We start from the raw sequence: 12,960 nt of genomic DNA on the forward strand, positions 1-12,960 counted from the left end.
TCTCGCTCTGCTATACTTGGGAGAGCGGCTTCACTCGTTACACGATGCTGTGCCTGCCCGCCTATGGGGGTAAATAAGAATGGAAGAACATGGTGATATCCAAGCGATCATGGTATAATTAGATGGTAATTATAGTATGAAAAAGGTGAACTAATGGATATCTATCGATTACTAGATTTATATAAAGCTAACATTGATGAACGCAGACCCTTCGAGGGAGATATGTTGGAACAACTTAAAGACTATTATCGCATTGGACTCACATGGTCATCGAATGCACTTGAGGGAAATACCCTTACGGAAAGTGAAACCAAAGTGCTGATTGAGGATGGATTAACCGTTGGCGGCAAACCTTTACGCTATACGTTTGAGGCCATTGGCCACGCTAAAGCCTATGATTTCATGTTTACACTACTTAAAAATAGAACCATAAAGGAAGAACATATCCTTACCATGCATCGCATGTTTTATGAGAGTATTGAAAGCGAGTACTCAGGAAAATATCGTGATATGGATGTATTCATCACTGGATCTAAGTATCCTGTAGCTGAACCGAAACGCATTCAGACAGAAATGAACGAACTGTTTCAGTGGATCCAGGAAGAAAGAGATAATCTTCATCCGGTTATTTTTGCAGCAGAACTTCATAAACGATTTGTTTTTATCCATCCGTTTAAAGATGGAAACGGAAGAATTGCTAGGTTAATCATGAATACGGCACTGATCCAGGATGGATACCTATTAGCCGTGATTCCTCCCATTCTTAGGCATGAATATATTCAGTTGCTCGAAAAAGCACATAGAGATGATAAACCCTTTGAAGAATTTATAGCAGAAAGAGTCATTGAATCAGAAAAAGAAATTATGCGCCTTTTGTACATGCCCATACCTAAGCCTGAAAGCGGGCTGGATGTATAGCGAAATTTATACGAGCGAAGATTATTTATATGATAACTTCTTCTTTTATTGTCTAGGAAATTATGAAGTCGGCAGCCGCCGGCTTTTTTTGCAATTAGCCTTGCTGTTGCTGCTCTTAAGCCAATAAAGGACTTCGCTTCCACAATGTGGAATATCATATTGGGAATGAAAAATAAGAATTTTGGAGTCGATTGAGTATGCCGAAGAAACGAAAAAAGATCGCTGGCAGGACTAGAGTTTTATTTGACACGGGTACAAAGCCTCATGCCTCACCAAAAGATTACTCGAGAAAAGTAAAGCATAAGAAAAAATTAGACCCAAACAACAATAATTATTGAACTGATTAAAATTATAGTTAATTTGATTAACCAAGTAGGTTAATCAAATTTGAAACTTGAGGGATGTTAGTGTATATAGTATGAGAATGGCCGTAAATTGATAAAAAGGTTGAATGAAATTCTGGCTACTATTGAGTTTTAGGCGGACGGAGGGGCTACCGTTCAAATCTCATAGTGGTTGGAATCTGCTTATATAGGTAACAATACTGAGGTAGGGTTATGTAAGGGATCATTACAATGCTTGTTAAGGGATTCACGAGTTTTTTCAGCCATTTGACTGAATGCGGAAATATACGGAAGAGACTATACTTAAGTTAACGAGCGATTGGAGGTAGTTGTTATGGGCGATAAAAGTCCTAAGAACAAGGAAAAAAAGAAAAAGAAGGCTGAAAAAAAGGCAAAGTCTATTTCTCCAATATCTTCTTTAATAGAGCCAACGAACAAACCCAAATAATGATATCGAAATTTAGGAATTGTGCTGAAAGAATCTTTCTACTATATTGGTTGAAGTTTAATTACTATAAATCCAGCTTGCTAGCTGGATTTTTTTTATCAGATGTGTCAACGAATAAAGATCGCAAGAACATATTAAGCAATCAAAAATATATTGACATATGATCACAATGAACATATAATAACGTTATAAAGAACGTTAACATACATTAAAGACTACTACTTATAAGACTGACATGAATAAAACGGACTTGGTTTTCAGGAGGTGATTATTTGAATTCACACTATCTAAATGAAATCTTGGAGATTGCAAATCACTTTGAACCGAAGGCTAAAGCCTTACCCTATCTAGAGTTAGACTCTATGATGCTGTCCCAAGTCGTCGAAGTTGCCCAACAAGTAAGTCAGAATGATATAAACAATATTCATATCCAAAACTGGGTTCGGCGAAAATATCTGCCCCATCCCTCTAAGAAAAAGTACAACCGAGAACAGGTTGCCAATATTCTTCTGCTTAATGACCTCAGAAATATTTTAACCTTAGAGGATGCATCTCACTTACTTGGGTTCGTGAACCAAAAGCTTGATGACAATTCCGATGATAGGATCAATCCAGCTAAGCTTTATCGGTATTACAGCGAGATCTTTGATCGAACTCAACAAGATTGGGTGAAATCCCTTGAGCATTTATCCGAAGAAGTCAATGATTCATTAGCTGGGGAAGAAATGAGTGATGTTGATAAAGAGAAAGTCGCAGCGACCTTAATTATCCTAAATCTACTTGCACACGGTAATCTTTACAAGCAGATTGCACAACATTGGCTGAAAAACATTTCTCATACTTCAGAGCAAGAAGAGGAACCAGTTACTAACTAACTGGGTCTAAAAAGGATAATCTGCACATGTTGCAAGGGGGGGAGTATCATGGGTACCGGATGGATTATTAGTTTGTTGGTGTTAGGAGTCATTCTGCTTTTTCTCGAGATTTTTGTTCCAGGGGGGATTCTTGGAACTATAGGAGTCATTCTTTTAGCAACAGGAGTTTTTGGGGTTGCGGATTCTACTGCTCAAGGAATAGCATATGTAATTATTATGCTCATTGTTCTTGGGATATTGATTGCCCTAAGCTTTCGAATTCCTCAGACTAAACGATTTTGGAAGCGGCTTTCCTTGACCACTGCCCAATCAAAAAGCGGAGGATATGTTGCACCTAACCAGAATCTTGAATGTTTCCTTGGATGCGAAGGAATAGCCCTAAGTCAATTACGACCCGCTGGAACGGCAGATTTTAACGGAAATAGAATCGATGTCGTAACTGAGGGTGGATTCATATCTAAAGAGACTCGAATCAAAGTGATTGAGGTTGAAGGTACACGGGTCATCGTACGCGAAATCTCGGATCAAAAATATTAAAAATAGGGAGGTGAAGCCCGTTTGACGGGCGAAAAAACATGATTGGAATTGGAACACTTATGCCTTTAATTCTACTTGCACTAGTCTTAATCGTGATTAGCATTATCTTTACCTTTATTCCTGTTGGACTCTGGATCTCTGCTTTAGCAGCGGGTGTCAATGTTGGTATCTTTACTCTCGTTGGAATGCGTTTACGGCGTGTTACACCAGCAAGAATTGTTAACAATTTAATCAAATCTCATAAAGCAGGATTGGATATTACCACTGCCGAACTCGAAGCACACTATCTGGCGGGTGGAAATGTCGATAAAGTGGTAAATGCATTGATTGCAGCTGAACGCGCAGCGATTCCTCTTAAATTCGAACGTGCCGCCGCAATCGACCTTGCGGGTCGCGATGTCCTTGAAGCTGTACAAATGTCAGTTAACCCAAAGGTCATTGAAACTCCGATTGTTTCCGCTGTAGCTCAAAACGGTATCGAACTCCGTGTGAAAGCTCGTGTTACTGTTCGGGCCAACATAGAACGCCTTGTCGGTGGGGCAGGAGAAGAAACCGTTATCGCCCGTGTCGGGGAAGGAATCGTTACGAGTATTGGTTCTTCAGATTCCCATAAAGCCGTACTTGAAAATCCAGATCTTGTTTCTCGTACTGTCTTAGCCAAAGGACTTGATTCCGGAACCGCTTTTGAAATTCTCTCCATTGATATTGCTGATGTAGATGTCGGTAAGAACATTGGTGCTCAACTCCAGACGGACCAGGCAGAAGCTGATAAGCGGATTGCTCAAGCTAAAGCAGAAGAGCGCCGTGCTATGGCAGTCGCGAAAGAACAAGAGATGGTGGCCTCAGTCAGTGAAATGCGCGCTAAGGTCGTAGAAGCGGAAGCAGAAGTTCCAAAAGCTCTGGCTGAAGCCTTAAGAGAAGGGAGAATGGGCGTCATGGATTACTACAACATGCAAAATATTATGGCAGATACCAGCATGCGTGAAAACATTGCCCACCCAGATAAAAATAAGACTACAGCCGATGTTACCCCCAAAAAGTAGGGCGGTGAAATTATAATGGATTTTTTCTCCTTCTTACCAATAATCATCATTATCTATGCTATTGTAACGATGTTCAACCCTAAAAATAAAACTCCAAGAAACAAGCGACAAAATCCTTTTCCATTTCAAGGGACCTGGATGCAAAAAATAGAGGAATTAGAACGCCAAATGTTTCCGCAAGAAGTGGCTGTGAAGCCACCGACAAATAGGGGTGAGCCAATGATGCGCTCAAGTTCTGAAGGTTTTGGAAGTGAAGGCTATATAAGTCAAGAAGGAACTTCCGGAACGGAAGGAACATGGGGTACAGAGGGAACTCCTGGAACGGAAGGTACTTGGGAATCTGACACATTAAAACTAAGCCCCCAAGATGCTCCAACGAAACAGCCGGAGAAGCAGCAGAATCCAATGAGTTTACCTAGGATAACTGAAGAGTCCTTAATGCAAGGTGTAATCTGGGCAGAGGTTCTCGGGAAGCCTAGGGCACGAGGTGGATGGTCAAGAAGGCACTAAGGTTACTTTTTTCTAATTTAAAAAACAACCAACCCGCAGTGTAACAGCAAATTGCTACTCTGTGGGTTATTTTTTTAGATAATATTTAAATTCTTGGTGATTATTATAATATTGTAGCTCTTGTTTTCTTGTAAATTATAATTTTAATAAAATAATATTATCTTTTCCCTAATAGGAGTACAGTCAAATTTAATTGTACTCCTATTAAAAAGTGCTTGACTTGGAGTTAACTCCAGATGATATGTTTATTTTGCAGATACAAAAATGCGAAGAAAATATATCAAAAGGAGTGTCTATATGAGTTTTAACATGTATATCCCCACACGGGTTTTGTTCGGAGCTGGAAGGCTGAACGATCTAAAAGAACAAAAGATGCCTGGCAAGAAAGCCATGATCGTAATTTCAAATGGAAAGTCCACTAAAGCTAACGGTTATCTAGCCTGTACAGAGGAACAGCTGCATTTGGCCGGCGTGGAAACTGTCGTGTTTGACAAGGTGGAAGCTAATCCTTTGAAATCGACAGTTATGGCCGGCGGAGCCTTTGCTCGTAAAAACGGTTGTGATTTCATCGTTGCACTGGGTGGCGGCAGCTGCATGGATGCTGCCAAGGCCATTGCCACAATGGCGACAAATGACGGCGATTGCTGGGACTACATGGGTGGAGGCACCGGAAAAGGGATGCCCATCACAAAGAAGCCGCTTCCCATCATAGCCATCACCACGACAGCTGGCACAGGTTCTGAGGTGGATCAGTGGGGTGTTATAACCAACGAAGAAACCCACGAAAAGATGGGCTTCGGCGGTATTGATGAGTTGTTCCCGGTGCTGGCAATCGTTGATCCGGAGCTGATGTGCACTGTTCCCCCGCAGCTTACCGCTTTCCAGGGTTTTGACGCGCTGTTCCACAGTGTAGAATGCTATATTTCCGGCATGGCGAACCTAATGGGTGATATGTACGCTTTGACTGCCATCGAAAACGTGGGCCGCAATCTTGCCAGAGCGGTAAAGGACGGAAATGCTTTGGAAGCCCGCGAAAAAGTCGCGTTCGGCAATACTCTTTCCGGCGCAGTCATGTGTATCAGCGCCTGCACCAGCGAACATTCCATGGAACATGCGATGTCGGCATATCATCAGGAATTGCCCCATGGGGCTGGTCTCATCATGATCAGCAAGGCCTATTTTACACACTTTATTGAACAGCACGTTTGTGACGAACGCTTTGTCCGTATGGCACAAGCGATGGGTATGGAGGAAGCCAAGGAACCGATGGATTTCATTGCTGCATTGACGAAGCTTCAGGAGGACTGCGGTGTGGCTGATCTGAAGATGTCAGACTATGGCATCAGGCCGGAAGAGTTCGATGAAATGGCTAAAAACGCCAGAGAGACGATGGGCGGTTTGTTTATGTGTGACCGCAGTCCGCTGAGCCATGAGGATTGTGTTGCGATTTACGAAAAATCCTATCGATAATCAACAAAGCCAGGAGGAATGAACGATATGAGCATAGCCAATGATTTGAGCAACAGTGTGATTTTCCCGAAAGGTGAAAAACTCCCGCCTGAGTTCAGTAAGAATTTTGTGGGTCAGGCATGGCTTCAAATGCTTGTGCCAGGCGGAAACGAATTCAACTGCCCCATCGGTAATGTGACCTTTGAGCCGGGATGCCGCAACAATTGGCACAAGCACGCAGGTGGACAGATTTTGCTCGTCACCGGTGGCAGAGGATGGTATCAGGAGGAGGGTAAACCCGCTCAGGAGCTTCATCCGGGCGACGTGGTGAAAATTCCGGCAAACGTAAAGCATTGGCACGGCGCGGCACAAGACAGCTGGTTTGTCCATCTCTCCGTCGAAACCAATGTTCAGGCAGGACCTCCTGAATGGCTGGAGGTTGTGTCTGATGAAGATTATAACAAGCTGAAGTAAAAGGGAGATAACAGATATGGATAAAAAATTCGGTTTTGGCTGCATGAGGCTGCCCCTGCTGGATCCCAATGACCAGACCTCCTTCGATACCGAGACGTTCAACAAAATGGTGGATACTTTTCTGGAAAAGGGTTTTACTTACTTTGACACCGCTTATGTTTATCATGGTTATCGCTCTGAAGACGCAGTTCGAGAGTCTCTTGTAAAGAGACATCAAAGAAACGAGTTCGAACTGGCCACTAAGCTGCCGATGAGAGACTTTCAGTCTGCGGAGGATATGGAACGAATTTTCAATGAGCAGCTGGAAAAGTGCGGCGTGGATTATTTCGATTACTATCTGCTTCATAATATCGGCGTGAACAGTTATAAGAAGGCCTGTACGTTCGACAGCTTTGGGGTCGGCCTGCGAAAAAAGCAGGAGGGCAAAATCAAAAACTTCGGCATGTCTTTCCATGATACGCCGGAACTGTTGGACGAGATTCTATCGGTCCATCCTGAGTTGGATTTTGTTCAGCTGCAAATCAATTATATCGACTGGGAAAACCCCGGAATTCAATCCAGAAGGTGCCACGAGGTGGCAAGAAAGCACGGAAAGCCCATTATTGTTATGGAACCCTGCAAGGGGGGAAACCTTGCTCTTGTTCCAGAAAAAGCCAAAAAGCTGATGAAGGAATATAATCCGACAGCGTCGGTTCCTTCCTGGGCCATCCGATTTGCCGCCAGTCAGGAGGGTGTAATGATGGTGCTCAGCGGTATGAATACGATGGAGCAGCTGCTTGACAATACGTCCTACATGGCGGATTTCAAGCCCTTAAGCAAAAAAGAATACAAAATCATCGGACAGGTCGTCAATATTATCAATGAAAACACAGCTATTCCCTGCACAAGTTGCAGATACTGCGAGAAAGGCTGCCCACAGAACATTGCGATCCCGGATTACTTTGCCCTTTATAACGGTGCGAAGCGTGCGGTGACCAACAATATTTCGAGCCAGTTCATTTATTATTTGAATCTCTCCGCTAAACACGGCAAGGCTGGCGACTGCATCAGCTGCAAGCAGTGTGAAAGCGCTTGTCCGCAGCACCTGAAGATCACGGAACTGTTAAAGGATGTTTCTGCCACATTTGATGTAACCCCCGCATTCCCGACGAAGAAATAAGAGGTAAGTTATGAGAATCAGTAAAACAGCAGAAACGAATCACAAGGAATTGTTCCCTAACCACAAATCCACGCTAAAAATTACCGACCCGGAATTGATCGAGCTGTTCGACAATTTCGCGTTTGACGAAGTGCTCAGCTACGGCAATCTGGACACCGCAACCCGGCTTAAAGTCATACTGGCTTCCCTCATTGCTATGCAGACCTTGAGCGAATATAAGGTCATGCTGGGCGGTGCACTGAACGTCGGCGTCACCCCTATCGAAGTGAAGGAGATTGTCTATCAGTCCGTGCCGTATGTTGGCATTGCCAAAGCCTTTGACTTTATCCATGTCACCAACGAGATCCTGGAGAGCCGGGGCGTCAAGCTGCCATTGGAAGGACAGTCCACGACCTCACCGGAAACGCGATATGAAAAGGGCCTTACGCTGCAAAAAGAGATGTTCGGTGAGATGATCGACAATATGTATAAGGAATCACCGGAAAACCAGATCCATATTCAGAAATATCTGTCCGCCAATTGCTTCGGCGATTACTACACCCGCACGGGGCTGGACATCAAGACACGGGAACTTTTGACCTTTTCCATGATTCTGTCTTTGGGAGGATGTGAACCGCAGCTGAAAGGACACATTCAGGGCAACGTTAATGTAGGCAACGATAAAGAGACGCTGCTCAGCGTGGTTACACAGCTGCTGCCCTATGTGGGATATCCGCGCACGCTGAATGCGATCCGGTGCCTGAACGAGGTGATCCCTGAGTAATCAAGAAACAGAAAGTGAGGGACGAGGGATTATGAGTTTTAGCGATGCAAAATGTCTGATCGCCTATTTTTCGCGTGAAGGCAACAACTATGTCAGCGGAAGGATCGTGAACCTGGCGGTCGGTAACACAGAAGTTGCAGCAAAGATGATCCGGGAAATAACCGGAGGCGATCTGTTTAGTATTGAAGCGGTGAATGCGTATCCCGAGGATTATACGGAAACCACGGAGGTAGCAAAGCAGGAACTGCGCGCCAATGCCAGACCGGAGCTTACCGACCAGTTGGAAAACATGGCTTCCTATGATGTGATTTTCCTCGGCTACCCCAACTGGTGGGGAACGATGCCGATGCCGGTGTTCACCTTTCTAGAGGAATATGATTTTTCGGGAAAAACCATCGTTCCGTTTTGCACCCATGAAGGAAGCGGACTGGGTCACAGTGAAAAGGATATTGCCAAGCTTTGTCCCAAAGCAACGCTGTTAAAGGGCTTGGCAATCCACGGCACTCGTGTGAACGATGCGAAAAAAGACATTGCGAATTGGCTGGATAAAGTCAGCGCAGCTTTTTGATGGCGGATGGGAGGAAAAGCTTGCAATATCGGGAATTAGGGCGAACAGGAATCAAGGTCAGCGAAATTGGGATCGGCGGGGAAGGTTTTGAAAACAAAAGCTGCTCTGACTGCGAAACAATCATCGACTGCGCCATGAAAAACGGAATCAATTTTATCGATATCTACAATTCAAACCCAGATGTCCGAACCCATGTGGGAAAGGCGTTAAGCCGCTATCCCCGTGACAGTTTTGTGATCGAAGGTCATCTATGCTCTATGTGGGAGAACGGGCAGTACCGCAGAACAAGGAATATGGGCGAAGTCATTGCGGCATACGAGGACTTTCTAGCCCGGATGCAGTTGGACTATGTGGACGTCGGCATGATCCACTATGTGGACGATGAACGGGATTATGACAGCATCTTTCAGGGAGAGATCCTTGAATATGCCAAAAAGCTGAAGGCCGAGGGCATAGTCCGCAGTTTGGGTATCTCCACCCACAACCCGGACATTGCACTGAAAGCGGTGGAAAGCGGACTCATCGATGTGATCCTGTTCAGCATTAACGCTGCCTATGATATGCTTCCGGCCAGTGAAGATGTAGACATCCTGTTTGAGGAAAATACCTTCACGGAAAGGACTTATGAGGGCATCAACCCCCAGCGCAGTCTTCTGTATCAAACCTGTCAGAATGCGGGTGTAGCGCTTACCGTCATGAAGGGATATGCTGCAGGTGTATTGCTTGACGGCGCACAGTCCCCATTCGGAAATGCCATGACCCCTGTACAGTGTCTGCACTATTGTCTGACCAGACCTGCGGTGGCTTCCATAATGGTTGGCGTATCCAACACGGATGAAATACTTGCGGCACTGGCCTATACAACTGCGTACGATGCGCAGAAGGATTACAGCATGGTCCTCGCCAATGCGCCGAAACGCGCGTTCCATGGGCACTGTATGTACTGCGGGCATTGTGCTCCCTGTGCGAAAAAAATCGACATTGCTGCCGTGAATAAGTATCTGGATCTCGCACTGATTCAGAATAGCGTGCCCGAAACATTGCGCGGCCACTATGGATTGCTGGAGCATCATGCGGATGAGTGCATTGCCTGTGGGCAGTGTATGAAAAACTGTCCTTTCGGCGTGGATGTCATCCGAAAAATGGGGCAGGCCGCCGCTTTGTTTGAAACTAAAATTGCTCAATTTTATTCGGTAAAAAGGAGGGAAAGAGAATGAACATTGCAGAAGTGAGCAAAAAATATGATCTTACACAGGACACCCTGCGCTATTATGAAAGAGTCGGTATGATTCCGCCGGTTAACCGTACCCCCAGCGGCCTTCGAGATTACACTGAGCAGGACTGCAAATGGGTGGAGCTTGCCAAATGCATGCGCAGTGCCGGTCTGCCGGTAGAAGTGATGATCGAATATTTGAAGCTGACCCAGCAGGGCAATGAGACAATCCCCGCTCGGCGGGAACTCCTCCTTGAGCAGCGCGAACAGCTACTGGCGCAGAAAGCGGCCATCGAAAGCACGCTGGATCGTCTGAACTTCAAGATCGGACGGTATGAAAAAGCGATGGAGACAGGCGTGCTGTCGTGGGATCATGATGAGGTATAGTACGTTCGTTTTTCCTATTGTTCGCTGTGGTAGTTATTAAGGCAGTCAATATAAGACTGCTTTTTTCTATTGGAATCTTAGGATAAAAAAGTGCTTGACTTGGAGTGAACTCCAGGTGATAAGATGCTTTTGAAGGTGTGAAGCTGGAAAAAATATTTTGAATGGAGGAATTATCTTGTCCGATAGCAGTAAATCTAACGTATTTTTTACGAATGATATCAGTGTTAAAGGTTTGATAGAAATTTATTCTCATATCAATCGAGGAATAACCGGAAGAGTAGGTATAAAGTTGCATACTGGCGAACCACATGGTCCCAACCTTCTGCCGATTGAGCTTATCAAAGGCTTACAGGCTAAAATACCGGACAGTACTATTATTGAATGTAATGTACTATATCCAAGTCCGCGTTATGAAACAGCCAGTCATCGCGAAGTAATAAAAACGAACGGCTTTGATTTTTGCCCGGTCGATATTATGGACGAAGAAGGCGATGTGATGTTACCCGTGCCTGGAATGAAAGAATTTCTGGATAAGGGGCAGGGTTATGTTCCGGGTGATCACCTTACTGAAGTTGCTGTTGGCAGCCATCTCTTAAATTATAATTCGTTGCTTGTTTATACACATTTTAAAGGGCATGCAATGGGTGGTTTCGGTGGATCACTGAAAAATATCGGCATCGGTATCGTTTCCGGACATGGTGGAAAAAAGCAGGTACATGGCTTCGATTTTAATCAACCTAACGTTAACTTTATGGATTATACAGGGCCGTCTTTTCTAGAAAGAATGGTGGAATCAGGTAAGGCTATTGCGGAACACTTTAAAGGCCATATCACTTATATAAATGTATTGAAAAATATATCCGTTGATTGTGACTGCGATCCAAATGGTGCCTCGCCAAAATGTGAAGACATAGGGATCCTTGGCTCAACGGATATTCTGGCTATTGACAAAGCATCTCTTGATCTTGTTTATGAACTTCCAGGGGAACAAAATCACGATATCATTGAACGTATTGAATCTCGCAGCGGGCTTCATCAAATTGAATATATGAAGACACTCGGCATGGGCAATACTGACTATAACCTCATTCACATCTGAAATTCAATCTGAGCGGAGTAAAAAGAAAAGGGGATTATCTACGATATAAAGGAGGCTGACATATGAAAAAATTGGGATTCGGTTTGATGCGCTTACCCATCACGGAAGAAGGAAATCCGCAAAGCATCAATCAGGAACTTGTCAACAGGATGGTAGACTACTATCTGGAAAATGGATTCACCTATTTCGATACGGCATATCCGTACCATCAGGGGATGAGCGAGGTCGCCGCAAGGAAGGCGCTTGTAGAGCGGTACCCGCGGGACGCTTTTACGATAACGGACAAAATGCCGACCTTTATGGTGACCGGCAACGCGGATTATCAGAGATTTTTTGATGAGCAGTTGGAACGCTGCGGCGTTACTTACTTTGATTACTATTGGCTGCACACCCTCGGCGTGAAAAACTATATGAATACTCTAAAATATAATGGCTTTGAATTCATGAAGAAATTGAAGGAAGAGGGCAAGGCAAAACACATCGGCTTCTCTTTCCATGACAAAGCAGAAGTATTGGATCAGATCCTGACCGAGCACCCCGAAATGGAGTATGTGCAGTTGCAAATTAACTATATCGATTGGGATAACGAAAGTATCGAATCCCGCAAGTGCTACGAGGTTGCAACCAAGCATAAGAAACCTGTCATTGTTATGGAGCCGGTTAAGGGTGGTTCTCTTGCCAATGTACCAGAGGAAGTAAACAAGCTGTTTAAGACCTATCATCCGAATATGAGCGTAGCATCATGGGCCATTCGCTTTGCAGCTTCTTGGGATAATGTTTTTATGGTGCTTAGCGGTATGAGCGATCTGGAACAGGTCATTGATAACGTAAGCTATATGAAAGATGCCAAGCCGCTAAATGATGAAGAAATGGAAATCATACAAAAGGCTGCGTTCATCATCAACAGCAGCATCGCTATCCCCTGTACAGGATGCCAGTATTGCGTAGATGGATGTCCAAAGGCAATACCAATCCCGAAATATTTCTCGCTTTATAATAACCAAAAGCAATTCCGATTATTTCCTGCCCACATGAACTATTACATGAATTTAACGCAGGACTTTGGGAAAGCATCTGACTGTATCGGTTGTAAGCAGTGTGAAGGGCACTGCCCACAACACATTGATATTGTTGAACAGTTGAAAGAGGTGTCCAAGGTTTTTGATAGGTAAA

At 44.4% G+C, this 12,960-nt stretch carries 14 protein-coding genes; all 14 read left to right on the forward strand.

Annotated elements, in window-relative coordinates; translation table 11 throughout:
- Positions 1-153: 153 nt before the first annotated feature.
- Positions 154-918 (forward strand): Fic family protein, encoded by a 765-nt coding sequence (locus ACHOLT_RS10630; protein WP_425800422.1) that lies wholly within the window; start codon positions 154-156, stop codon positions 916-918.
- 1,064 nt (positions 919-1,982) lie between these two features.
- Positions 1,983-2,585: a DUF1836 domain-containing protein gene (locus ACHOLT_RS10635; RefSeq protein WP_425800424.1), complete on the forward strand. Its 603-nt coding sequence runs from the start codon at positions 1,983-1,985 to the stop codon at positions 2,583-2,585.
- A gap of 48 nt (positions 2,586-2,633) precedes the next feature.
- Positions 2,634-3,122, forward strand: coding sequence for an NfeD family protein (locus tag ACHOLT_RS10640; protein ID WP_425800426.1), 489 nt, complete (start codon positions 2,634-2,636; stop codon positions 3,120-3,122).
- A 38-nt stretch (positions 3,123-3,160) separates the two neighbouring features.
- Complete coding sequence (gene floA / locus ACHOLT_RS10645; RefSeq protein ID WP_425800428.1) at positions 3,161-4,165, forward strand: flotillin-like protein FloA; 1,005 nt, start codon at positions 3,161-3,163, stop codon at positions 4,163-4,165.
- A 15-nt stretch (positions 4,166-4,180) separates the two neighbouring features.
- Complete coding sequence (locus ACHOLT_RS10650; protein WP_425800430.1) at positions 4,181-4,675, forward strand: hypothetical protein; 495 nt, start codon at positions 4,181-4,183, stop codon at positions 4,673-4,675.
- A gap of 297 nt (positions 4,676-4,972) precedes the next feature.
- On the forward strand, positions 4,973-6,145 hold the full coding sequence (locus tag ACHOLT_RS10655) for an iron-containing alcohol dehydrogenase (RefSeq protein ID WP_425800432.1): 1,173 nt from the start codon (positions 4,973-4,975) through the stop codon (positions 6,143-6,145).
- A gap of 27 nt (positions 6,146-6,172) precedes the next feature.
- Positions 6,173-6,598, forward strand: coding sequence for a cupin domain-containing protein (locus ACHOLT_RS10660; RefSeq protein ID WP_425800434.1), 426 nt, complete (start codon positions 6,173-6,175; stop codon positions 6,596-6,598).
- 16 nt (positions 6,599-6,614) lie between these two features.
- A complete protein-coding gene (locus ACHOLT_RS10665; protein WP_425800437.1) occupies positions 6,615-7,757 on the forward strand; it encodes an aldo/keto reductase in 1,143 nt (380 codons plus the stop codon).
- Between the two features lie 10 nt (positions 7,758-7,767).
- The gene (locus ACHOLT_RS10670) at positions 7,768-8,520 is read left to right on the forward strand and encodes a carboxymuconolactone decarboxylase family protein (protein WP_425800439.1); all 753 of its coding nucleotides are present in this window, start codon (positions 7,768-7,770) and stop codon (positions 8,518-8,520) included.
- Positions 8,521-8,551: 31 nt separating this feature from the next.
- Positions 8,552-9,088, forward strand: a complete 537-nt coding sequence (locus ACHOLT_RS10675; RefSeq protein WP_425800441.1) for a flavodoxin — start codon at positions 8,552-8,554, stop codon at positions 9,086-9,088.
- A gap of 20 nt (positions 9,089-9,108) precedes the next feature.
- Positions 9,109-10,305, forward strand: coding sequence for an aldo/keto reductase (locus tag ACHOLT_RS10680; protein ID WP_425800443.1), 1,197 nt, complete (start codon positions 9,109-9,111; stop codon positions 10,303-10,305).
- The gene (locus ACHOLT_RS10685) at positions 10,302-10,688 is read left to right on the forward strand and encodes a MerR family transcriptional regulator (protein ID WP_425800445.1); all 387 of its coding nucleotides are present in this window, start codon (positions 10,302-10,304) and stop codon (positions 10,686-10,688) included. Before ACHOLT_RS10680 ends, ACHOLT_RS10685 begins: the two co-directional genes overlap by 4 nt.
- A gap of 175 nt (positions 10,689-10,863) precedes the next feature.
- On the forward strand, positions 10,864-11,787 hold the full coding sequence (locus ACHOLT_RS10690) for a DUF362 domain-containing protein (RefSeq protein WP_425800447.1): 924 nt from the start codon (positions 10,864-10,866) through the stop codon (positions 11,785-11,787).
- Positions 11,788-11,849: 62 nt separating this feature from the next.
- Positions 11,850-12,959 carry an aldo/keto reductase gene (locus ACHOLT_RS10695; protein ID WP_425800449.1) on the forward strand — a complete coding sequence of 370 codons (1,110 nt, stop codon included), beginning with the start codon at positions 11,850-11,852 and terminating at the stop codon, positions 12,957-12,959.
- Position 12,960 lies beyond the last annotated feature (1 nt).

Source organism: Desulfitobacterium nosdiversum (assembly GCF_049860565.1).
Taxonomy (GTDB): domain Bacteria; phylum Bacillota; class Desulfitobacteriia; order Desulfitobacteriales; family Desulfitobacteriaceae; genus Desulfitobacterium_A; species Desulfitobacterium_A nosdiversum.

Excerpts from the sequence above, each read along its gene's own strand:
- ACHOLT_RS10670 (WP_425800439.1), top strand. The coding sequence starts at position 7,768 with ATGAGAATCAGTAAAACAGCAGAAACGAATCACAAGGAATTGTTCCCT.
- ACHOLT_RS10695 (WP_425800449.1), top strand. The coding sequence starts at position 11,850 with ATGAAAAAATTGGGATTCGGTTTGATGCGCTTACCCATCACGGAAGAA.
- ACHOLT_RS10650 (WP_425800430.1), top strand. The coding sequence starts at position 4,181 with ATGGATTTTTTCTCCTTCTTACCAATAATCATCATTATCTATGCTATT.
- ACHOLT_RS10675 (WP_425800441.1), top strand. The coding sequence starts at position 8,552 with ATGAGTTTTAGCGATGCAAAATGTCTGATCGCCTATTTTTCGCGTGAA.
- ACHOLT_RS10685 (WP_425800445.1), top strand. The coding sequence starts at position 10,302 with ATGAACATTGCAGAAGTGAGCAAAAAATATGATCTTACACAGGACACC.
- ACHOLT_RS10640 (WP_425800426.1), top strand. The coding sequence starts at position 2,634 with ATGGGTACCGGATGGATTATTAGTTTGTTGGTGTTAGGAGTCATTCTG.
- ACHOLT_RS10655 (WP_425800432.1), top strand. The coding sequence starts at position 4,973 with ATGAGTTTTAACATGTATATCCCCACACGGGTTTTGTTCGGAGCTGGA.
- ACHOLT_RS10665 (WP_425800437.1), top strand. The coding sequence starts at position 6,615 with ATGGATAAAAAATTCGGTTTTGGCTGCATGAGGCTGCCCCTGCTGGAT.
- ACHOLT_RS10660 (WP_425800434.1), top strand. The coding sequence starts at position 6,173 with ATGAGCATAGCCAATGATTTGAGCAACAGTGTGATTTTCCCGAAAGGT.
- floA (WP_425800428.1), top strand. The coding sequence starts at position 3,161 with ATGATTGGAATTGGAACACTTATGCCTTTAATTCTACTTGCACTAGTC.
- ACHOLT_RS10630 (WP_425800422.1), top strand. The coding sequence starts at position 154 with ATGGATATCTATCGATTACTAGATTTATATAAAGCTAACATTGATGAA.